We start from the raw sequence: 23,920 nt of genomic DNA, 5'->3' as shown, positions 1-23,920 counted from the left end.
TCTCTTATTCGTCTCTTAATGCATCAATAGTATGAATACTTGCTGCTCGCCAAGCAGGAAAAAAACCCGCTACAGCGCCTGCAAAAATCAAAACAAAAACGGTGGTTATAGCTACATTAAAATTCACAGAAGGATTTAAAATATAATCTACCTCTATATGCGGACCTACAATTTCTAGAAGTCCCATACTAAATATTAATCCGGCAAATCCGGAGAGGGCGGTGACAAAAATAGCTTCATGTAAAATCATTCCTATAATAGACCATGGTTTTGCCCCTAATGCTTTTCGTATGCCTATTTCCCTAGTCCGTTCTTTTACAACAATTAACATAATATTACTAACACCTACAACACCTGCTATAATAGTAAAAACACCAACAATCCAAAAAAACAACTTAATGCTACTAGTAAGATTAAAATAACGCTTTGCTTCTTCCATTGCACTCCAAACCTCTATAGCACTCTCATCTTCTGGAGCAATAGTGTGGGCACTTTGCAAGTACTTCTTTAACTTTTCTTTAAACTGAATAGCATTAGCCACCGTTTCATCAAAACTTTCTGCAGGTGCCAAAGTGTACGAGAAATTATTTACTCTATTACCTCCATTAAATACTCTTTGTGCTGTTGTAATTGGTATATAAATACGCTCTTCTTCTCTGTCTTCTTTTTCCTTAAACTGACCTATGATTTTAAAAGGAATTCCAGATATCTCAATAAATGCTCCAATAGGTGTTTCTAAATCTCCAAAAACATCTTTCCCTATCTTATTTCCGATTACGGCTACTTTATTTGTGCTAATCTCATCTTGGTAATTAATAAAACGACCTTCTGATATTTTTGCGTTTTCAATTTGCTGAAATTGACTAGAAACTCCTTGCACCCCATAAGAGAGGCCTTCTTTTCCGTAGTTTACAGAAACACCTCTAACAAATATTCGTGAAGATTGATATTCAATATCGCCTTCTAACAGGTTGGAAGAAAACTCATAATTCTCATTGGTAAGTTGAATTCTTCTACCAGGGTTAAGGCCTTTATATTCCACAGTTGTAACACCTGGCCAAACCCAAACACTAGTAGCAGCGTCTTGCTCAAATTCCGCGGCTATTCCATTTTGCATACCTTGTCCAAATCCCAATAAAATAACGAGAATAAAAATTCCCGATGCTACAGAAAGTCCCGTAAGGAATGTCCGTAACTTATTTTTTCGGATAGTATCAAAAATTTCTTGCCATCTTTCAATGTCGAACATAGATTGGTTTTGATTGATTGATTGATTGATGATTACAACACGCTGTGTTGTATACTCATAAGACTACAAAACCTTAGAAATGTTACAGTAAATTAAAAAAAAGTTTATTTCATTTTTTTGTAGACAAAATAAAATACTACGCCAACCAAAATATAAGGGATTGCCATAAGGTAAACAATACCGTTATTAACCCCTTCTGCCACTGCCGTATTATCTCCACTCTCTAGTACGGCCCTACACATTGCGCATTGCGCATTAGATACTTCTGGCAATAACATAAACCCAAACAACAAAACGATTATTCGCTTCATAATACTTTTACATTTTTAAAATCGTCCTTAAGAATATACATAATAAGGCGATATCATAAGATACACAACCACACCTGTAATCGCAACATACAACCATATAGGGAATGTTATTTTCGCTAGTTTCCTATGCTCCTTAAACTGCCCTAAATATGCCTTAGCATACGTTCGCAATACTAACGGAATTATTGCAATTGAAAGCACTATATGCGTTATTAATATAAAGTAATACAAATATTTAATAGCTCCCTCTCCGCCGAAGGAAGTAGATTCTGATGTCATATGATACCCAATATATAGGAACAAAAAAAGCAAAGACAAACCTATACACGTTTTCATTATATTTTCATGTAATTTTTGTTTGCCATTTTTTATCGCCCAAACAGCAAAAACCAAAAGTACCGCTGTTACACCATTAATACTTGCATAAATAGGCGGCAAAAAAGTTAACGGCTTTACATTTGGTAATTTAACTCCAAAAAGAATTGCAACTACTACAGGCACAATAATAGATACAATGGTAATTAACGTATTAAACTGTTTTTCTTTTTTTATAATTCCTGACATGCTACTCCTTTAATAATCTTTTTATATCCTCTTTTAAAATAGATATCTGTTCTTTTTCTCCTTCTCGATTTTCTCCTTGCTCCTCTGTGATTGTTCCTCTGTAATATATAATTGGATTATTAGCTGCATCTAACCTACAACGTAGGTATCCATTTTTATCTACTAAAGCAAACATTCCCGAATGTTCAAAACCGCCTGCAACTTCTGGGGCTTCTTTAGCAAAAATATAAAAACCCTTATTTGCTAATTCATAAATCTTATCTCTATCTCCTGTTAACAAATGCCAATCTAAATTGGTTATTCCATGTTTTTCGGCATACTCTTTCAATACCATAGGCGTATCGTGTTCTGGATTAATACTAAAAGAAGCAACGCCAAAATCCTTAAGTCCTTTAAATTCGTTTTGAATATCTACTAAGTTTCTACTCATAATAGGGCATATAGAAGGACATGTGGTAAAGAAAAACTCCACGACATAAACCTTACCTAGATAATCCTTATTGGTGATTGACAAACTGTCTTGATTTACAAATGAAAAATTAGGTACTTTTCTACGTTCCCCATTTACTTCTATAAAAGACAAACGGCTCATTCTATCCTTCTGTACCACAGTTCCACTTTGCACCCTCTCTATAATTCTAGGTATAAAAATTATACCAAAAACCAAAATCACAAAAGAAACCCAAACGTAGGTATATTTATTTTTCATTTTCCTTTCTTAATGCAGCGTTCTTTTTTAAAGCCATACGATATTCTGCTAAAATAATTTTCACATCATCTTCCATCTTATTATTTAAATCGGCCACCGAATTTGCATTAAAGCCATACTTAGTACCCTCATCTTTATCATCGGTTCTCCCTCTTAAACTTAGCTCCTTATCTACTATAAAAACATAAGGTGTTGCCAAATTTTCATCCAACTGAAGGTTCGTCTGTAAACTATTAAATAGCAATTGTACGTTTTCTGAATCGGTAAAAACAAAATGCCATTTATCTACACTTACTAAAGTAGATAGTTCTTTTTTTAAAACCTCCACTTCATCTTCCATTCCTTTTGGAACAACCATTATAAATTGAAAATCATTAAATTCAAAAAAACGCTTATATATTTTTTGATTCAGATTAAAAGCAGCTCCTTTTCTACCTTCTATATCATTTCCTAAAAAACCCAATATAGAAATCTTATTCTTAAAAGAAACTTTGGCATCCAGTGTAGAAATATCCGAAATCCCTTCGGTTAGTGTTGGTAACTTCCCAAAGTTATTTACTCCAGATGCAAAAAAAAGATACGCAACAACAGGAAGAACAAAAAGTACTACTAAAACAAAAACTTTTTTCATAAAAATAGAATCAAATAAAACTATGCAAAAATAAAAAAGACGGTGATTAAACCGTCTTTTATTGTGTTAATTCTATATCTTTTTAGAAATTCCAAGTAACAAAACCATCTTTATATACATTATATATATAATCTGCTTCTGTCAACAGTATAAAGGTTAAATAAAGAACCAAAAAAATAGGTGTCCATACTATTGCTCTCCTAAAACTAGATTTCTCATCTCTTAAGTGCATAAAATCCCAAGCGATATAATATGCTTTTACAAGAGTTAATATTATAAATATCCAATTTAATAACCTCATACCTAGAACAGATGTACCTGTTAGAGATTCTGGCTTAATAATACCCAATACTACCTCTACAGCTGTTACTAAAGTTAAAAAAGCTAATACACCCCATATTTTTTGAGTATTGTTCTTAAACTTTAAAAGACCTCTAAATATTTCTAATTTGTGTTCGTGTGCCATTATTTTTATTCTAAAATTTCAATAAATTGAAATGTAATTTTTATATTAATTATACTAAGTAGAAAAAGGTAAATACAAATACCCAAACTAAATCTACAAAGTGCCAGTATAAACCAACCTTCTCCACCATTTCATAATGTCCTCTTCGTTCATATGTACCAATAACGACATTAAAGAAAATTATAAGATTTATTACTACACCTGATAATACGTGGAAACCATGGAAACCTGTTATAAAGAAAAAGAAATCGGCAAATAATCTGCTACCATATTCATTATGAATAAGATTAGCTCCTTCTACCACTTGCGTTGCACTCTTCAGCTTAGCTAAAGACTCTTCTCTAGATAACAATGTTTTTTCGCCTTCTGCATTTATAGTTTCTGTACGGACTAGAATATTAGAATTTTCCTTGAATCCTTTCACCACTTCATTGACAGAATAGCTAGGCATAGACCCTTCCCCATAAAACCAAATACCATTTTTATTTTGGTGCTGCACTCTATCTCCTGGAATTGTAACTGCGAAATCACTTAACGCAGCACGCTCACCACTATCTGCTTTAACAAACTGCAATATTCTTCCTCCTTTAGTTTCTAAAGCTCCTTTATCCCCTTTTATAAAAGTATTCCACTCCCATGCTTGTGAACCTACGAAAATAGCCCCACCTATAACAGTTAAAAACATGTACCAAATTACTTTATTCTTTTGCATTTTATGACCCGCATCTACAGCAAGAACCATAGTTACTGAGGACATAATTAAAATAAAAGTCATTAACGCCACATAAATCATTGGATAACTACCATGCGTAAATGGAACGTGTGTAAAAACTTCATCCGCAATTGGCCAAGTTTCTATAAATTTAAACCGTGAAAATCCGTAAGCTGCAAGAAATCCTGAAAATGTTAAGGCATCTGAGACTAGAAAAAACCACATCATCATTTTACCATAACTTGCACCTAAAGGTTGGTTACCACCATCCCAAAGTTTTTCTCCTGTACCTGTTGTTACCGTTGTACTCATAAAAAGATTACTATATTAATAGAATTTTGACAAAAATACTTTTTTTTTCGACTTAGAAAAATTGAAACCCTATCAAAACCCAATTTATTTAAAAATTTTATTCAACTATAGTCATAAATAGGATTAAATATACCCATAAAAGACCTAAAAAATGCCAAAAAGTACCTCCTAAGGACACACCTAGTACATTTTCTGAGGAATATTTTCCTTTTATTTGGTTATATAAAACTACTAATAAAGATATTATTCCTGCCACTACATGTGCAATATGCACTACTGCTATTAAAAAAATGTAAGACATTTTTATACTACTTGTTGGTCCTGTAAAATAATATCCTTGTGCGACCATTTCTGAAAACCCTTTAAATTGAAAAATAATAAAAACGACTCCTAACACCAGAGTAGCCCATAACAACAAAGTCCCTTGCTTTCCTTTATTAGCTATAATAGCTTTTTTTGCCAAGAAATAAGTAACACTACTAATTATTATGATAAGTGTACTTATATAAAATGAAGTAGGAAGGTTGAATTCTTTTAACCAATCTTCTCTTTTACTACTAATAATATAAGCACTCGTCCATCCTGCAAACCCCATAAGCAAACTAACAATACCAAACCATAGCATCATTTTTTTTGCTCTATCATTCTTCTCTTTCTCTGTACCTTGTGTTAAATCCATTCTTAATTATATAAATTTATCAATAACATAAACTATTTGCATCAGTGTAATATAACTTACACTAGCCAACATTAATTTTTTTGCGGATGGGTTGTCTCGTTTCTCATATAACTTAAAGGCGTACACTAACATCACTAAGCCCATTAAAAAAACAATAACAGCTGCAACAACAGACAAATGCAACCTTCCTGTAAAACCAAAAGCCGGAATTACGGATACTACTATCATCCAAATGGTATACATAATTATTTGTAAAGCAGTTCCTTTATCTTTCTTGCCTGTTGGCAACATTTTAAAGCCTCCTTTTTTATAATCTTCATCTAACATCCAAGCCAATGCCCAAAAATGAGGGAATTGCCAGAAAAACTGAATCATAAATAATGTTCCAGGTTCAATACCAAAATCATTTGTCGCAGCCACCCAGCCAAGCATAAAAGGAATTGCTCCTGGAAAAGCACCAACAAAAACACATAAAGGTGTTTTTGTTTTAAGTGGCGTATATACACTCGTATACAAAAAAATAGAGATTGCCCCAAACATTGCTGTTTTAGGATTTAGAACATATAATGAAATTAGGCCTATCCCTGTTAAAACGACAGCCATTATCATCGCCTTATTTACTGATATTCTTCCTGCTGGAATTGGTCTATTCTTAGTCCTATTCATTAAAGCATCCAAATCTTTTTCTATGACTTGATTATATGCATTGGAGGCCCCAACCATACAATACCCTCCAAAAGCTAGTAAGAGAATAGATAAGAAATCAATTTCAGTAGTCCCTAAAAGATACCCTGCAATAGAAGAAAAAACAACACTTACCGCAAGTCTTGCTTTAGTAATTTCCTTAAAATCAGCAAACAACAATGCAATTGAATTGTTCTTTGCCGGGCTAACCACAGTCTTCATTTTTAATATTCTAGTCAAGGGCTGCAAATATAACCCCAAGTCTAATTCCTCACAACGATTTGATGTATTTAAATTCCATTTTCACAAAGCAAACGACTTATAATACAATGAAAACGAATAATTTACAATAACTACTATTACTCTACTTAAAATAAACGCATGGAATACACCTCCAAAAAAAAGTGGCTATAGAGATGATTTATAGCCACTCCAAAGTAAACTACCTCGGGGCAATCCCACGAGGCATTCGTAGGAAAACAGCCTTAAAATTTCGATCATCGAGTAAAAAAATTAATTTAATTTAAAATTTATAGGAATATTAAAAGGCACTTTTACGGGCACCCCTCTTTGCTTTCCTGGAGTCATTTTTGGCAATTTACCAATAATTCTAGCTGCCTCATTTTCTAATAATTTATGCGGACCTCTCAACTGTACATCTGTAATATAGCCATCTTTCCCTATCCTAAAACCTACATGCACTTTCCCCTCTATATTCATCTCTTGAGCAGCCTCTGGATATCTAAAATTCTCCTGAACATGCCTTTGAATTTTATCTGTAAAACACCCTAAGCGCTCATCTTTTGTTACGTCTTCGCATCCAGGAAAAACTGGAGCATCTTCTACCAGCCTAAACATTATTTCCTCTATTACGGGAGGGTCTTTATCATATTCAATATCACCAGGATTTAAATCTGACGAAGTATTCTCCTCTGGTTCCAAAATAAAATCTTCTAATCCAGCATCTGGAGCATCGTCCTCTATAATTTTAAATTCTGGGTTTATTCTTTTTTTTGGTAAGACCTGTTTTTTCTTTGGAGTTTTTTTCTCAAGAACATAGGGTTCGGTATGATAATCGAAAATTTCCTCCTCTAGTGCTGTTTCTTTATATTTTTCACTTTCAAAGGTCTCAAAAGAAGCCTCTAAACCAAAATAAACTACAGACATGGCTATTATTAAACCAAACTGAAATCTAGTAGAGCCTCTTTTTTGTAAATTTACACTGTGCTTGCCATTTTTATGGCTTGTACTGGTACTCTTGCTGCTATTCTCATTGCCGTGAGAATTAGCAGTGCTACTTGCATTTTTGTTCATAATATTACGTTTTAGATCCGATTATCGGGATTGTTATAATTATGTTAAAATACAATAAGCGTACCAAAAAAAAATCCCAAGCCTAGGCTTGGGATTTTAACTATTTTATATGGACTATTTTACTGTAACTTAAAGGTAATAGGAATACTAAATGGTACTCTTACTGCTCTACCTCTTTGTTTACCAGGAGTCATCTTTGGCAACTTAGCGATAATTCTTGCCGCTTCCTTTTCTAAGTTTTTATCTGGACCACGCATTCTAACGCCTCCGATACTACCATCTTTTTGTATCACAAACATTACACTAACACGACCTTGAACACCCATTTCTTGAGCAATTTCTGGGTAACGAAAGTTTTTGCTAATATGTTTTTGCATCATCTTGTTAAAACAAGCTCTCTTGTTGCTTTCCTTCTCACAACCAGGAAAAACAGGAACATTTTCTATAACAGCAAAAGGTACATCTACATCTTCAAAAACTTCTTCCACCTCTACATCATCAACCTCAACAACTTCTTCTTGACTAGTTTCTGTAGACTCAATTACAGTTTCTTCTACTTCTACCTCATCTTCAACAACCTCAATAATTTCTGGTGCAGCTGGAGGTGGTGGTGGTGGTGGTGTTTTAATTTGCTCTGTCATTGGAACTTCTTCATCTAAGTCATCATCTACATTCATAGAAATGTCGTACTCATTAGTTTTTTCGTACGTTTTCCATTCTAATGCTTGCCAAACAATTAACATAACTACAGCCAATCCTATAACAAAGTACAGGCTGCTATTTCTTGTCAAATCCGCTTTAGGATTCTTTTTAAGTTCCATATTTATATAATTTAGTGATTGCTAATTTAACTAATATTTTTTTACAAATCCAAATACTACTTCCATTTTAACGCCCATTTCCTTGAAAAATAGATTTTTGTAATCCATCCTCCAAAAAATGCACCTATACTATTTGCCAATACATCTAACACATCTCCTTGTCTATCAGAGGTATATACAGACTGAACAACTTCAATAATCATACCAAAAATAATTGCTATACAAATCATCATAAATATGCTCTTAATCAAAGAAATTGCACCTTTAAAATTTTCTCTAATAGCAAGCACCCCTAAAACAACAGTCATAAAGTAAAATGTAAAATGTACTGCCTTATCTAAATGGGGTATATTAAAGGTTGGTGTACTTACTTCTGAAAAAGAAGATAAGCTAGAAAGTGTCACAAACACCATCCAGCTTATAAATGCAATTCTAAATATATACTTCTTAAGCACCTATCAATTCTTTGTAGGCAGCATCACTCAACAATGCTTCTACTTGAGAAGGGTCACTTAATTTTATTTTAATCATCCATCCTTCACCGTAAGGGTCTGTATTCACTTTTTCTGGCTCTTCTTCTAAACCTTCATTAAAAGCTACTATCTCACCCGATAATGGCAAGAATAAATCGGAAACTGTTTTAACAGCCTCTACAGTACCAAAAACTTCATCTTGATCTAATGTTTCGTCTAAAGTTTCTACTTCTACATAAACAATGTCACCAAGTTCACTTTGTGCAAAATCAGTTACTCCTACTGTAGCAACATCTCCTTCTACACGTATCCACTCATGATCTTTAGTGTATTTTAATTCCGCTGGTATATTCATTTTTTATTTAATTTATTTTATTTAGCAAAACAAATGTAATGGATCTACAAACAGAATTCAAAAAAAATACGGTTACAATAGCTACACAGTAATCACTTCACTAGTTTCCAAAATTATACCTTAAGGTAAACCCTGCATTAATGGTCGTTTGTGGAAATGCTGTAGATACAGCAAATTGAGAAAAAGAGTGATCATAAAAGAACAACGCATTTAAGCTTTTGCTCAATGCATAATCTGCCGTAAACTTTATAGACAATAGATTCTGCCCAGATGTTATTTGGTTATTATTAATATCTAAATTTCTTATAATAGTAATATTATCTCGCATGGTAACATCTGCCTTAAGATTTAAATCCCCTTTAAGCCTCGTTTTTTCTCCTCCTATATTCGTTACAAATTGCACATCCTTTATTCTATATCCTAAACCTACCGTATATTCCTTACCATTAATCTCTGTTAACAAGCTATTATCAAAACTTAAAGACAATGCTCTATCTGTGCGAACTTCTGCTAGTATACTTACGGAGTTTCTCATTTCGAAATCCACACGTATTAATGGATTAAATTGATCTGTTAAAACAACATTATTTATGATAAGTTCTGGTAAAAAATCTTCATTAGCTGTTCCTGCTTCTAAATTGTTTACATAAATACCATTCTCTCTTTCTAAATTGGTTTGGAAAGAGTTTATACTATAGGAAGCCCTATAACCGTGACTTAATGAGAAACGTTTAAACTTCTTTTTAAACCATTTTTTACGCATTAAGCCGGTATACTTTATATTCCAATTAGGAATTGGTATTCCTCTAAATGCATCTAAATTAACTCTATCTGCTTTTTGTCCTGTATATGCTGCAAAAAATGCAGGCAACAACACATTTTGTTGTGTCTTACTATAACGGGCTGGGAAACCATCATCATCCTCCGGGTTAGCAAGTGCAGAAGAAGGGTTACCGCGATCCGCTTCTATTCTATTTGCAATAGTTATACGGTTTTCTTTAAATGTATTAAAGGTTTCCGAATCGAACTCATCACTCTTACCAAATGCAGTACCAATCATTACGGTTGAAATACTGAAGCTTCCAAACTCATTAACTAGCCCGTATCTATTATCTTTCCAGTTTTCCACATTATAACTCTCTTGATAGCTATTAGAATATTGCCTATCCGCAGACAAATCAATAGTTAAATCGCGAATGGGTTGTGCGGTCGCTGTAATATTTAATTGCTTATTGGTTCTTTCTATATATTGCTCATTAAAATCTGGAAACTGAGTTAACCAACCATTACGAGCAGCTTCAAAACGAACATCTGCCTGACTACCAAACACAAAACCTATAGACGGCCTGGTAGTTCCTATAAAGCCTATAGATTGTGTATACCCTGGCAAGACTTTACCATTACTCTCGTTATAATTTATATTTAAACGTTTTACCATGGTTAACACATCTACTGCTGTGTTAAATAATCCGCTAGTTTTACTTTTTGTCTTCTTTTCTTCTTTAGTGTTACCCGCTTTATCTTTACGCATAAGTGGGTTCTTAGCAGCTGTAGTTTTTCCGCTTCTCTTTTTAAGTCCTAGCAAGTCGTAAAACTTCTGCATGGTTAAAGATGCGGTAAGATTATGCGTATTGGCATTCTGTACTGTATTTATAGAAGTTGGTACTTTAAAATAATCCGAGGCTACTTCAGAAAGAGCATCTCCTCCACGTTGCCAATCGAAATTACTTGTATAACTATATTGTGCGCTGATAAAATCTAAAGCAGGAATCTTATTAAATGGAATTTCATAGTTCAGTTGCATTTCTTGCGCATGTCTATTTGGCTCTCCTATATCAAAAAAACCATCCCATAACTCTAAGTCTGGGTTAATTCTTGAATCTGGATTACCGTCTTCCTCAAAATAATTACGAACAATATTGGTATTAGAACCTTTAAAATTTAATCGTAAAGATTTAGTAATACTATAATTTAGGGCATACTGCCAGTTAAACTGATAATTACGTTGTTGTAGTTCTGGCAATTCTAACCTATCTACACCTTCTTCTAAAACATCTCTAAAACGTTGTTGATTAAACTGTCTATTTATGTTTGAATTTACAGATACACTTGTCGGTAATAAATTTAAATTTACCTCTTTTAACCATTGCCAGTATTTACCTGTTAACATGGAGTCTTTCTTTGCAAATGGCGCAACTTCTACAGGTTTAAAATTATGGCTATACACAAAACCAGTATTTACATTCTGATCTCTTAATTCTGCTATTTCAAAATCTCTATGATCTGTCTCGTTATACGAATAGTTAAATGTAAAATTCTCTACATCATAAAAATTAGCATCTGCCTCTTCTCCTCTATTCTTACGCACACCTATAAGATTAATACTTGTCCGTTTGGTATAATCCTCTGCTTGCTCTAATGTTTCATCCGCTTTCTCTTGAGTATCTTGAGCATCTATTAAATCATTTAATTTTAAATCATCATAAACAGGATCAAATTCTGGCGTAATTACTTGTTCGGATATTCCATAATTAAACGGCAGTTGAATTCCCCACTTTTTTGGAAATAACTGCCCAACGTTTACATTGGTTACTACATCGTAAGAAATAGCATCTTCTCTTGCGCGTTCATTAGGCATTTGATCTACTGCACCAAACCCAGAAGTACTTTTACTTCCTGTTGCAGAAACGTTAGCGAAATCAGCAATATTTGCATCTATAGCTGCAATAGCTGCCCAACCGCCATTATTATCTAAGCCTGCTAAGCGAAGCTCATTAAACCAAACCTCTCCTCTAGCTCTAAGGTTATCTAAGTTTTTTACACCTACCATCATGGTACGTATACTTCCTAAAGATGGGTTCCCTTTTATCCCTATACGTATTCTCCCTAAAGTTCTTGTCGCAAATTCTGCTACAGGAATAAGAGTACCGTTATCAACATCAAAATACTGAACATCGTTAAAATTACTACTGGCAACTATTTCTGATTTTACTTTATTTAAATCACTTATGGAAACTTCTAGCTGATTAACATCTGGCCATATTTCACTTTCTGAGCTTGCGCCAAATGACGTAAATTGTAAGGGCAATTCTATTTGATAATAATTTTCAGTAAAATCTGTTCCTAGTCTTAAGAAACCAACCAAAGGTGTTGCATTATCGGAATAGTCTCCATCATTAATTTTCTCTGCATGCATAAACATTTTCAGTTTTTTATACTGGCGTATATCTATGTCTAAATTTTTAAACACTCCACGAGAATCTTCCGATTCTAAGTTCTCTACGCTCAATGATAAAGACTGCTCATTCTGACGGATAATAGTATTGTTATTATTTAGTTGCTCCCTAACTACTCCTGGGGGCAATACATAAGGTATAGGAGTTCTAGTGCCGTTCTCCTCTACATTTACCGTATTTACATCTAGTGTAGTACCATCATCCGCTGCATTATTATCAACATCATCCTCTTGTAAAGAGTTGGTATACGTACGCCAATCGCCACGAACTAAATCTAAAGTAGCAAAACGTAAAACAGTAGGTGTTGTAAAACCCGTCATATACATACGCATAAAACTTATGGATCTAAAATCTGTAATACCACCAACAGCTGCTGAAAAATTGCTTAACGGAATTTTATACTGGATCCACCTACGATTAAGTGTAGAACCGTTTGGCAACTCTGGCGTAAGACCCTCTTTAATATCCGTTACATAGGTATCATTAATACTTGTATTTGGCTTTATCTGAATACGATATTCATAATAACTATTTACCGTGTTCATTGTTAAATCTCTGTCAATATCTTCTACATCTGGTAAAGTGGTAGAACCACGATCGGTGTTAGATACTGCTACAGGAGAGTTACCATCTGGATTATTAAAATCTAAATAACGCTCTAAAATACTACCATCTCTATTTAAATAATATTGATAATTATCTAAAGCAGGATCATTTCCTGAATTTGCTGTATAAACACCTCCTTCAAGGGCATCATTTAAACCATCAAAACCTACATCTTGTACTGTTCTGTTCCCCTCATCTGCATCAAAAGCATACACTAAAGCTTGTGTTTGCGGAACTTCTCCCCAAGAAGTTGGCCTGTTAGATTCTGTCCCATTGGTATCTGGCAAACCATTTTCATATTGCTTTTTGCCATCTCTTAATACATCTTCCGAAATATTACCTAAGTTAAAAACAAGTTCTCCTGAACTCGTAGCGATACCATCTACATAAGGATCTAATACCCAAAACTGAACAAACTCTACATTAGATTGTTCAAAATCGGTACTACTTAAGGAACGTACTATACCTGCCCACTTATCATTAGCTCCTCTACCAACAAAATTTGGGTCGTTATTATAAGGGCCTTTCGCTTCTGGATAATATGCTATATCTAATGTACTTTGCACTTGTGTTTGCCCTTGTGCCACATCGGTGTTAGGAAAAACCTCATCTATATATACTCTACGTGTAGGATTTGTAGATATATCGTCATCTTTAATTTCAGATGGTCTTTGGTTCGTATAAAAAATGGGATCAATAGTATACCAAGCCATTTTAGCTCTTCCATACCCATTCAACAAATTATCAGGGTCTTCTACTCCAGAACCGTATAATTTTACGTTTGGTGTCTCTCCAAATTCCAAAGGGGTACTTGCAAGTGTCCACCCTAAAGAGGCTCTAATATCTATTAGTGCTTGCGCTCCTTCAAAATCATCTAAATAGGTTGTGGTTTCTCCTTGAAAATCTGCGTTTTTAGGGGAACTAGGTTTTAACCAAGCGATTTCTGCTCGCATAGAAACATTAGAAGGAACATCGGTATCTATATTTGGAAGCTTATTTACCATTCTAGTTAAGAAAGGAACTTCTGTAGAGAAGTTTCCGTTAAATCCGAAAATGGTGTTATTAACAGGCTCTACTCCGTAGTTAGACTTTTGAGTAAGTGGACGCTCGTTCATATTTAAAAGCGTACCTCCTAAAACAAAGTTCTTACTAAATTGATGCTCTACATTTACCCCAGTAAATCTTCTTGTTTGTTGTCCGAAAACCGCATTATTCTCTACTGATATATTTATAGGTGTATTAGATGCTTCTAAAGTAGGGTCTATAATTTGAACCGTACCTGCTTGGTAATTTACCGTATAATCTATCCCTTCTTGTAACTGTCGCCCACCTGCGGTAACACGTACAGAACCTCTAGGAACATTAAAAGCCCCAATAGGGATACCATTATTTCCTTCTGATTTATAACGTCCTTTTAATAAAAATTTATTTTTTTCAGGGTTTTGTAAAGCTGCAGCCTTTGTTAACTCATACAAGTCTTTAAAAACATACTTTTTTTGATTCTCATTAAAGGTTATTTCATCTGAATAATTTCCGCTTCCTAACTCCTCAAACAAAAATTCTCCAAATGGCTCTACTTTTGTGAATATAATTCTTCCATTTTGAGTATCTACCGTTAAACCTGGAACAAAATCGAAAAAACCATCCCCTCCTGGTTGTAAATCGTTATAAGCATTTAATCTATCTAAATTAAAGACATCTAATAAAATTCTTTCTTCTAAATCTTTATTTCCGTTAATTGGAGCAGGGAAAGCTTCTACAGGGGTAATGTAGTTTCTTGGTGTAGGATCAGAATATAAAATATTCATTTTAAAATCTTCCTCACTTAATCTATATGCTCCTGTAGCATAAATATTTTTCATCATTAAGTCCCATATTGGGTCTGTAATGTTCGTAATATTACTTTTTAATAATTTTAGTATTAGCGTATTATTTTCAATAATAGGATTTACTCCTGCTGAAACTGTAGTAGCATCTAAACCTCCGTTAGCAAATTCCCCAACTTGGTACACTTTACCATTATAGGTATACTGAAAAGCAACCCCTAAAACCTCATCATTACTCAGTCTTTGGTTTAAAGAAAGATATCCTAACTGCGTGTTATACACATAATCTCTATTTGCTTCTAACTTTCTAGCATTTTCCAAGATAGCATAATCAAATCCTTGATTTACTTGATAACCAGGAACATTAAAACCAGCTTCCACTGTTGCAATGTCTCTAATAGACTCGGTTAAAACTCCAGAACCTATGTCCTCTGGATTATAATCATTAGCATCATTCCTAGGCAAAGTATTACTCGGGTTATTAAAAAACCCGGATGGGTCCCCATTTAATTGACCAATTCTACTACTAACCTCGGTAGCTTCTCCTAAATCCTGAATAGCCACAACATTCCTTACATTCAAAGTTTGCTGGCTACGGTTAGTAACCCAAACTTCTAAACGTGTTATTTGTATTTGACTACGGATATATGGGTAATTCGCTAATGCTTCGTCATAATTATCTCTAAAATAATGCGATAAGAAGAAGTGTTTATCCTCATCATAATCTAAAGCTGTTATAGAAAAATCATTAACCGTTCCACCACCTTGTGCCACAACCGTATTGTTTTGAGAACGTTGCTCCGAAAAAACAGCTGTTACTTTAGTTTTACCAAATTGCAATTGTGTTTTAACACCAAATAAACTTTGTGCTCCTGTGATTAAAGAACTATTTAAAGGCATATTTACATTACCTACTTCTATGGATTGTATAATATCATCCTCTGTAGGTGTATAATCTAACTTAACAATGTTCTGAAAATCGAAAGTTGCTTCTGTATCGTAATTTGCAGTAACCTGAAGACGCTCTCCTATTTTACCCAACATACTTAAACTAATACGCTGATCAAAATCGAAAGATAAATTTGTTCTATTTCTTGGCGATAAGGAAGGATTATCGTTTTTTTGCCAAATAACACCTAAGTCCATTGCTACAGAACCTTGTGGTATAACCTCTATTCCGCCTTCTCCAAAAATAGATTGAAAGAATTTGTTGTCTTTATAAAAAACGGGTAATAAATTCTTTTTAGCATCTTTACTACCTGCTTTTTTTCCAGAAAAAGCATCTGACTTCTCTTTAAAATAAGATTTTATACCTTCTCTTTTAACGAGTTCAAAATACTCTGCAGGAGTAAGTATAATTGGGTAGCCTATATCAAAAGTACCAATACTTTCATTATAGATATAACGATCTAAATTTGCATCATATAAATATTTAGATACAATACTGTCTGGATTCTCTAGAATTAGCTTCCCTAAAGCATAACCAGTTTTTACAGAATCTATCTGCTGTCCATCCTTTGTTTCTCCTGAATCATCTTGTGCAACAGCAACAACCGAAGCACTAAAGAATAATACAAATAGGAGAACAAACTTAAATGAAAATTTAAGATTTTTTTTTGCCCCTTGTTTCAAACTTTCTACAAATTTTTAAGCGCGAGTTTTATAATATTCTCTACGCTTAGTGTAGGATCTTGGCCAATGATCTTATCGACCACTTTTTCTGCTTGTCTTCTGACAAATCCAAGAACCTCTAAAGCAGATAACGCTTCATCTTTATTTGTATTGTTTGAACTGGTGTAAACTTCATCAATATCATGCACTTTCAAAATCTTATCTCTAAGATCCAAAATAACTCTTTGTGCTGTTTTTGCTCCAATCCCCTTAACAGACTGTATTGCAGGAACATCTCCACTAGCAATAGCATTTTTAAGTTGCGCAGGATCTAGAGAAGACAACATGGTTCTTGCTGTACTGGAACCTATGCCCGAAACAGACAGTAATAATCTAAAAATTTCTCTTTCGGATTTCTCTACAAACCCATACAACGTGTGGGAATCTTCTTTAATTTGAAGATGGGTTAAAAGTCGAATATTTTCTGCATCTGCTATCTTAGAAAAAGTATGTAATGATATATTTACAAAATATCCTACTCCTGCACATTCAATAATAACATGTGTTGGATTTTTTTCTACTAATTTTCCGTTAAGATGCGTAATCATAATCTATGTATATAAATATCTAAAGTTTGTTAGTTTATTCTTTTTGCCCTGTTTTTTCTTTTTTTCTCTTCTCTCTTTCTTGAGCATCTATTACAGCCACTGCTGTCATATTCACCATTTCATCAACGCTTGCTCCAAGTTGCAGTATATGCACTGATTTTCGCAACCCTACCATTATAGGTCCAATAGAATCGGTACCATTAAGTTCTTTTAATAATTTATATGTAATGTTAGCAGATTCTAAATTAGGAAATATTAACGTGTTTACTTTTTTCCCTGCCAATCTAGAAAAAGGAAATTTACTTTCTAAAAGTTCTTTATTTAATGCAAAATCTGTCTGTATTTCTCCATCCACTATCAAATCTGGATTCGTTTGGTGTAAAATAGTAACTGCATCTTTTACTTTTTTAGCGTTAGGATCCGTTGATGATCCAAAATTTGCATAAGAAAGCATAGCTATCACTGGATTAAAACCAAAGGTGGTTGCTACATTTGCTGTCATTTGCGTTATTTCTGCTAACTCTTCTGCATTTGGGCTAATATTAATAGATGTATCTGCCAAAAACATAGGACCTCTATCCGTGTCCATAATATGTACCGTAGATACTTTTTTTACATTAGCTGCTCTACCAATAATTTCAAAAATTGGCTTTACAACAGATGGATATGCTCTAGAATAACCCGTTACCATACCATCAGCATCTCCCTCCACGACCATCATAGAACCGTAATGGGTACGTTCTCTCATTTTTCGAAGCGCCTCGTACATACCAACGCCACTTCTTTTTCTATTTTCAAAATAGGTTTTTGCATATTGCTTACGCTTATCTAATGCCTCATCGACCTTAGGGTTAATAATTTCAAGATCAGCATCGAACTCCAACTCTATTTTAAGTTCCTCGATAACTTCTTTTTCACCTAATAAAATAGGAATAGCGATTCCTTCATCAAAAGCAATCTGCGCAGCTTTTAAAACATCTAAATGGTCTGCTTCTGCAAAAACAATTCTTTTAGGATATCTTCTTGCACGGTCATGTAATAAACGTACAATTTTACTATCACTACCGGAGCGTTGTAATAACTCTTCTCTGTACCTGTCCCAATCTTCAATAGGCTCTCTTGCTACTCCACTTTCCATAGCGGCTTTTGCTACTGCTGGAGGAATCTCTGCAATAAGTCTTGGGTCAAATGGTTTTGGTATGATATAATCTTTCCCAAAAGTTAATCGTGTTTTTCCATAAGCGATATTTACTTGCTCAGGAACAGGCTCTTTAGTTAAATCTGCCAAAGCTTTTACTGCTGCCATTTTCATGGCTTCATTAATTTTGGTTGCCCTAACATCTAAAGCTCCTCTAAAAATAAATGGAAAACCTAATACATTATTTACTTGATTAGGATGATCGGAACGGCCTGTAGCCATAATTACATCCTCTCTTGTTCTACAAGCCAACTCATAAGCTATCTCTGGATCCGGATTGGCCATTGCAAAAACAATAGGATCCTTAGCCATGGTAAGAAGCATTTCTGGCTCTACAATATTTGCTATAGAAAGCCCCACGAATACATCGGCGTTTTCCATGGCTTCTTGCAAAGTATCTATCTTACGATCCGAAGCAAACTCTTTTTTTTCCTTACTTAAATTCTCACGGTCCTTACGAATAACACCTTTACTATCTAGCATTATAATATTCTCCGGATTTGCTCCAAAGGCTTTATAAAGTCTTGTACAAGAAACGGCAGCAGCTCCTGCTCCACTTACCACTATCCTAACTTTTTCAATTTTTTTACCCGTAACCTCTAATGCATTTAACAATGCCGCTGCAGAAATTATTGCAGTTCCATGCTGATCATCATGCATTACAGGGATATCTAATTCTTCTTTTAACCTGCGTTCTATTTCAAAAGCCTCTGGTGCCTTTATATCTTCTAAATTAATACCCCCAAAAGTAGGAGCTATCATTTTTACAGTTTCCACAAACTTATCTACATCATTGGTATCTAACTCAATATCAATACCATCAATATCTGCAAAAATTTTGAATAACAAACATTTTCCTTCCATTACTGGTTTAGATGCTTCTGGACCAATATTTCCCAAACCTAATACTGCCGTACCGTTAGAAATTACAGCTACAATATTCCCTTTAGCAGTATACTTGTAAACATTATTTACATCTTTTGCTATTTCTAGACAAGGCTCTGCAACTCCTGGAGAATAAGCTAAACCTAAATCTCGCTGTGAAGCATACGGTTTTGTTGGAACTATTTTTATTTTACCAGGCGTTGGTTTTGCATGATATATTAAGGCCTCTCTTCTATTTTTTTCTGCACTCATACCTGAAAATTTTAAAAGTGTAAATTTAAGAGTAATCTGCTTAGGATAACACTAAATAACAAAATACAAACAGAATATTTACAACACCCTCAAAAAACAAACTTTCCCAAGCCCTAAAAAGAAATTTCTATTTTAAAAAATTAATATTTCTTGTTAAGCCAGAATACTTCGTTCGTTTTACAGCAGATTTTTGAAATACTTTTTTAAATACGTCTTCGGTTATCTCTTCCCAATCCTTTTTACTCATGCTAAGTAGTTCTGGGTGCGGATTAAACAAAGGCTCTGAATGAGGTTTAGAAAATCGGTTCCAAGGACAAACATCTTGACAAACATCGCACCCAAACATCCAATCGTTCATTTTACCTTGAAATTCTGTAGGAATCTCTTCTTTTAACTCAATGGTTACATAGGAAATACATTTACTACCATCTACCTTATACGGTTCTACAATTGCCTGCGTTGGGCATGCATCTATACACGCTGTACACGTACCGCAATGATCCGTTACCCTTGTATCATAAGACAAATCTAAATCTATAATAAGCTCTGCTATAAAATAAAAAGAACCTACTTGTTGGGTTAATAGATTACTGTGTTTCCCAATCCACCCTAATCCACTTTTTGCAGCCCAGGCTTTATCCAAAACTGGAGCAGAATCTACAAATGCTCTACCACCAACCTCTCCTATTTCTTCACTAATGAAATTCTGAAGTTCTCTTAATTTTGATTTTATTATATGATGATAATCATGACCATAGGCATATTTAGACACCTTAAAGGTGTTTTTTATTTGCTCTTCTTGTGGAAAATAATTAAGTAATAAGGAAATAACAGATTTAGCCCCATCTACTAACAAACGTGGATCCAAACGTTTGTCAAAATGATTTTCCATATACCGCATCTCTCCGTTCCTATTTTCTTTTAACCAATTCTCTAGACGAGGAGCCTCTTCTTCCAAAAAATCTGCCTTGGAAATACCACAAGAAAGAAAACCCAATCGTTTGGCTTCTTCCTTTATCATACTATTGTATTTTTCTTTTACATCCATTGGCAACAAAAATAGGCATTGATAAAATAACCCTTAAACATACTAACAAAGAAGCACAAACATTTGGTTACACCTATGTTTTGCTACATTAATCATTTAAAAAGACCGATATATGTAACAATTCTCTAAATAAGATACTAATGGAATATTGATAGTAATACCAACCTTATGATTAAAATAGAAAATTTAACAAAATCCTTTACCACGAGTACTCGGAAAGGATTTAAAACCAACACCACAACAGTTAATGCTGTAAACAACATTTCTTTCAACTGTACTCCAGGGCGGATCTTTTCTCTTTTAGGCCCTAACGGAGCAGGAAAAACTACGACTTTAAGAATAATTGCAGGTATTATTAATCCCACATCAGGAACAGCCATTGTTGATAATTATAATATTTCTCAAGGAAGTAACGAATTAAAAAAAAGAATTGGTTTTTTAACTGGTTCCACTGGGCTTTACGAGCGGTTAAACCCTGATGAAACTTTAGATTTTTTTGGGAAAATCTATAGAATTCCAGAAGAGAAATTAAAAGAACGTAAAGCATATCTTTTTGATAAATTAGGAATTAATGAATTCCGAAAAAAAAGAGTAGGACAAATGAGTACCGGTATGAAACAAAAAGTTTCCATTGCCAGAACCTTAATACACGACCCTGAAGTTCTCATTTTTGACGAACCAACTTCTGGATTAGATGTTATTACCGCAGATAGTATTATTGACTTAATACGAGAATCTAAAGAGAATAACAAAACCGTAATTTTCTCCTCTCATATTATGAGCGAAGTAGACTTATTATGCGACGATTTAGCAATAATCAATAAAGGATCTATTATTTACAATAGTTCTTTTAAAGATTTTAAAAATGAAATGAAAGCAGATAACCTTACTCAGGAATTTATTAATCGTGTAAAAGAAGCTTAAACTATGAGAGAAATATTTATCATTATAAAAAAAGAACTTTCAGAACTTCTTAGAGACAAAAAAACTATTATAAACTCTATTGTGTTACCAACTTTATTAGTTCCCATCCTCATTTTTGGGACCATTAAAGTCACACAAGTGATAGAAGAAAAAGAACAGCAAAAAACAATACAAATAGGACTTGTAAATGCACCAGAAAATTTTTTACAATTGGTAAAAAAAGATTCCCTAAATACAATTAGCACATTTTCTAAAACAGAAGATTTTAAGGGTTTAATTGATAAAAAAACAATACAAACGGCAATTATCTTTCCAGATAACTGGAACCAACAGATGGATAGTTTAACTACCAGCTCGGTCCAAATTTATAGAAACGGAACAAAAGACAATATAAATCATAGAGTTACCCAAATAATAGACTCCTACAATTCGCAATTAAAAGAGATTAGAATTGCACAATTACACATCCCTATCCAAAAAATGACTCCTTTCAACACAAACTATATTGAAGTCGGAGAACAAAAAGAACTTATAGGGAAACGTATCGGTGGTTTTATTCCATATCTATTTATACTCACCATGTGGGGCGGCTGCTTATTAGCTGCGATAGACTTAGTTACTGGTGAAAAAGAACGAAAAACTATTGAAACCACCTTATCTCTTCCTATATCTAAATTTAAAATTTTACTAGGAAAAGCTATTGTTGCTTCCTTGTTAGGCTTTATACCTGCTGTATTAAATTTATTTGGACTGATTGTAGGTCTTAAATTAATCCATGGTATTCCCGACTCTTTTAAATTAGCAATTAATGAGATGCTAAATTTTGAAGCTGTAGCATTAATTCTTTTACTACTAATTCCGTTCTCTTTATTCCTATCCGGATTTATAATTGCCTTGGTAGCTGGCGCATCTACTTTTAAAGAGGCTCAAAGTAAAGCTACACCATTAATAATGCTGATAATAATCCCTTTAGTTTTAGCTATGATGCCAGGCATAGAACTTAGTTGGTCTACCGTTTTAATTCCGGTTTTAAATATTGGTTTAGGCGTTAAAGAAATAATGGCTGGCACTATTGACATGATGCAATATGTGGTTATTTTACTATCTCTGATAGCTTTCGCAGTCGGAACTATTTATTTTAGTTACAAAAAATTTTCTGATGAAAATGCTATTCTAAAATAGCAAATAAAAGAGCGGTAGTTACAACAACTATCGCTCTTTTATATTTATCTCTAAAATATATTAAAACAACCCTCCTTGTATATCTCCTTTTATTCTTCCCAAATGCCTATAAGCTTGTTCCGTTACCTCCCTACCTCTAGGAGTACGCATTATAAATCCTTGCTGTATTAAAAAAGGTTCGTACACCTCTTCTATAGTTTCCGAGCTCTCTGATACGGCCGTAGCAATAGTAGATATCCCTACTGGCCCCCCTTTAAACTTATCAATAATTGTAGTCAATATTTTATTATCCATTTCATCTAACCCGTGTGCATCTACATTTAATGCCTTAAGGCTGAATTTAGAAATATCCATATCTATCTTTCCATTTCCTTTTATTTGTGCAAAATCCCTTACTCGTCGTAAAAGAGCATTACATATTCTAGGTGTTCCCCTACTTCTTCCTGCTATTTCTATCGCCGCTTCATTGGTTATAGGTACTTGTAAAATTTCAGCACTTCGGACCACAATGGTAGACAGTAATTCGGTGGAATAATACTGTAACCTACTCTGTATACCAAAACGGGCTCGCATAGGCGCTGTCAATAAACCAGACCTAGTCGTTGCCCCTATTAAAGTAAAAGGGTTTAAATTTATTTGTACCGATCTAGCATTAGGGCCTGACTCTATCATTATATCAATCTTATAATCTTCCATAGCGGAATATAAATATTCTTCTACGATAGGACTAAGACGATGAATTTCATCAATAAACAGAACATCTCGCTCCTCTAAATTAGTTAAAAGTCCAGCCAAATCTCCAGGCTTATCTAAGACAGGACCAGAAGTTATTTTAATACCAACCCCTAATTCATTTGCTAAAATATGAGCTAAAGTAGTCTTCCCTAGCCCTGGAGGGCCGTGGAATAATGCATGATCCAAAGCCTCTCCTCTTTGGTTCGCTGCTTCCACAAAAACTTTTAAATTTTCTAGAACTTGCTCTTGCCCAGTGAAGTCATTAAAACTGACCGGACGTAAGGCTCTTTCTATATCAAATTCCTCGGAAGAAAAATTTTCTGCGGTAGGATCTAAGTTCTCATTCATATAAAAACAAAGATAGGAAAATTCAAATGTTAAAATTTAAAGAAATATTTACAATTACATCGTTATAGTTGACCAACCAACAGCAAACCTGACATTTGTCATCTTTTTTATTTACAATAATAGCATCCTTTGTATAGAATTATTAACAACATCAAATACCAATTTTAAAATAAAAATAATG

General features: G+C 33.9%; 20 protein-coding genes. 2 read left to right on the top strand and 18 right to left on the bottom strand.

Going from position 1 to position 23,920, the window contains the following annotated elements; translation table 11 throughout:
* Window positions 1-4: 4 nt before the first annotated feature.
* The 17 genes from QZZ51_RS06685 to queG all read right to left on the bottom strand — a co-directional run bounded on the left by QZZ51_RS06685 (window position 5) and on the right by queG (window position 20,550).
* The gene (locus QZZ51_RS06685; RefSeq protein WP_291867666.1) at window positions 5-1,249 is read right to left on the bottom strand and encodes an ABC transporter permease; all 1,245 of its coding nucleotides are present in this window, start codon (window positions 1,247-1,249) and stop codon (window positions 5-7) included.
* A 104-nt stretch (window positions 1,250-1,353) separates the two neighbouring features.
* Entirely contained in the window at window positions 1,354-1,560 is a 207-nt protein-coding gene (locus QZZ51_RS06680; protein ID WP_291867663.1) for a hypothetical protein, read from the bottom strand.
* A gap of 27 nt (window positions 1,561-1,587) precedes the next feature.
* The gene (locus QZZ51_RS06675; RefSeq protein WP_291867660.1) at window positions 1,588-2,124 is read right to left on the bottom strand and encodes a DUF420 domain-containing protein; all 537 of its coding nucleotides are present in this window, start codon (window positions 2,122-2,124) and stop codon (window positions 1,588-1,590) included.
* Between the two features lies 1 nt (window position 2,125).
* Window positions 2,126-2,833, bottom strand: a complete 708-nt coding sequence (locus QZZ51_RS06670) for an SCO family protein (protein ID WP_291867656.1) — start codon at window positions 2,831-2,833, stop codon at window positions 2,126-2,128.
* Window positions 2,823-3,464: a hypothetical protein gene (locus QZZ51_RS06665; RefSeq protein ID WP_291867654.1), complete on the bottom strand. Its 642-nt coding sequence runs from the start codon at window positions 3,462-3,464 to the stop codon at window positions 2,823-2,825. The genes QZZ51_RS06670 and QZZ51_RS06665 overlap by 11 nt, the downstream gene beginning before the upstream one ends.
* A gap of 82 nt (window positions 3,465-3,546) precedes the next feature.
* Window positions 3,547-3,930, bottom strand: coding sequence for a cytochrome C oxidase subunit IV family protein (locus QZZ51_RS06660; RefSeq protein ID WP_291867650.1), 384 nt, complete (start codon window positions 3,928-3,930; stop codon window positions 3,547-3,549).
* A gap of 49 nt (window positions 3,931-3,979) precedes the next feature.
* Complete coding sequence (locus QZZ51_RS06655; RefSeq protein WP_291867648.1) at window positions 3,980-4,954, bottom strand: cytochrome c oxidase subunit 3; 975 nt, start codon at window positions 4,952-4,954, stop codon at window positions 3,980-3,982.
* A 97-nt stretch (window positions 4,955-5,051) separates the two neighbouring features.
* The gene (locus QZZ51_RS06650) at window positions 5,052-5,633 is read right to left on the bottom strand and encodes a cytochrome c oxidase subunit 3 (protein WP_291867645.1); all 582 of its coding nucleotides are present in this window, start codon (window positions 5,631-5,633) and stop codon (window positions 5,052-5,054) included.
* Between the two features lie 6 nt (window positions 5,634-5,639).
* Window positions 5,640-6,539, bottom strand: a complete 900-nt coding sequence (cyoE, locus tag QZZ51_RS06645) for a heme o synthase (RefSeq protein WP_291867642.1) — start codon at window positions 6,537-6,539, stop codon at window positions 5,640-5,642.
* Window positions 6,540-6,830: 291 nt separating this feature from the next.
* Window positions 6,831-7,631: an energy transducer TonB gene (locus tag QZZ51_RS06640; RefSeq protein WP_291867639.1), complete on the bottom strand. Its 801-nt coding sequence runs from the start codon at window positions 7,629-7,631 to the stop codon at window positions 6,831-6,833.
* Window positions 7,632-7,750: 119 nt separating this feature from the next.
* On the bottom strand, window positions 7,751-8,452 hold the full coding sequence (locus QZZ51_RS06635) for an energy transducer TonB (RefSeq protein ID WP_291867635.1): 702 nt from the start codon (window positions 8,450-8,452) through the stop codon (window positions 7,751-7,753).
* Window positions 8,453-8,508: 56 nt separating this feature from the next.
* Complete coding sequence (locus QZZ51_RS06630) at window positions 8,509-8,907, bottom strand: VanZ family protein (protein WP_291867631.1); 399 nt, start codon at window positions 8,905-8,907, stop codon at window positions 8,509-8,511.
* Window positions 8,900-9,280: a glycine cleavage system protein GcvH gene (gcvH, locus tag QZZ51_RS06625; protein WP_291867629.1), complete on the bottom strand. Its 381-nt coding sequence runs from the start codon at window positions 9,278-9,280 to the stop codon at window positions 8,900-8,902. The genes QZZ51_RS06630 and gcvH overlap by 8 nt, the downstream gene beginning before the upstream one ends.
* A gap of 100 nt (window positions 9,281-9,380) precedes the next feature.
* Window positions 9,381-16,580: a cell surface protein SprA gene (sprA, locus tag QZZ51_RS06620; RefSeq protein ID WP_291867627.1), complete on the bottom strand. Its 7,200-nt coding sequence runs from the start codon at window positions 16,578-16,580 to the stop codon at window positions 9,381-9,383.
* Window positions 16,581-16,585: 5 nt separating this feature from the next.
* A complete protein-coding gene (gene ruvA, locus QZZ51_RS06615) occupies window positions 16,586-17,167 on the bottom strand; it encodes a Holliday junction branch migration protein RuvA (protein ID WP_291867624.1) in 582 nt (193 codons plus the stop codon).
* Between the two features lie 34 nt (window positions 17,168-17,201).
* Window positions 17,202-19,502, bottom strand: a complete 2,301-nt coding sequence (locus QZZ51_RS06610) for an NADP-dependent malic enzyme (RefSeq protein ID WP_291867621.1) — start codon at window positions 19,500-19,502, stop codon at window positions 17,202-17,204.
* A 127-nt stretch (window positions 19,503-19,629) separates the two neighbouring features.
* A complete protein-coding gene (queG, locus tag QZZ51_RS06605; RefSeq protein WP_291867618.1) occupies window positions 19,630-20,550 on the bottom strand; it encodes a tRNA epoxyqueuosine(34) reductase QueG in 921 nt (306 codons plus the stop codon).
* A gap of 168 nt (window positions 20,551-20,718) precedes the next feature.
* On the opposite strand from queG, the gene QZZ51_RS06600 reads away from it, so the two are divergent.
* Both QZZ51_RS06600 and QZZ51_RS06595 read left to right on the top strand, forming a co-directional pair.
* Entirely contained in the window at window positions 20,719-21,474 is a 756-nt protein-coding gene (locus tag QZZ51_RS06600; RefSeq protein ID WP_291867615.1) for an ATP-binding cassette domain-containing protein, read from the top strand.
* A 3-nt stretch (window positions 21,475-21,477) separates the two neighbouring features.
* Window positions 21,478-22,656, top strand: coding sequence for an ABC transporter permease (locus QZZ51_RS06595; protein WP_291867612.1), 1,179 nt, complete (start codon window positions 21,478-21,480; stop codon window positions 22,654-22,656).
* A gap of 60 nt (window positions 22,657-22,716) precedes the next feature.
* Here QZZ51_RS06595 and ruvB read toward each other — a convergent pair whose 3' ends face one another.
* Window positions 22,717-23,739, bottom strand: coding sequence for a Holliday junction branch migration DNA helicase RuvB (gene ruvB / locus QZZ51_RS06590; protein ID WP_291867610.1), 1,023 nt, complete (start codon window positions 23,737-23,739; stop codon window positions 22,717-22,719).
* Window positions 23,740-23,920: the final 181 nt, after the last annotated feature.

The sequence above is a fragment of the Maribacter sp. genome (genome assembly GCF_016744255.1).
In the GTDB taxonomy this organism is placed as follows: Bacteria; Bacteroidota; Bacteroidia; order Flavobacteriales; family Flavobacteriaceae; genus Maribacter_B.
Note: the sequence above shows the minus strand (reverse complement) of the source record. Positions and strands in the feature narration are given on the sequence as shown.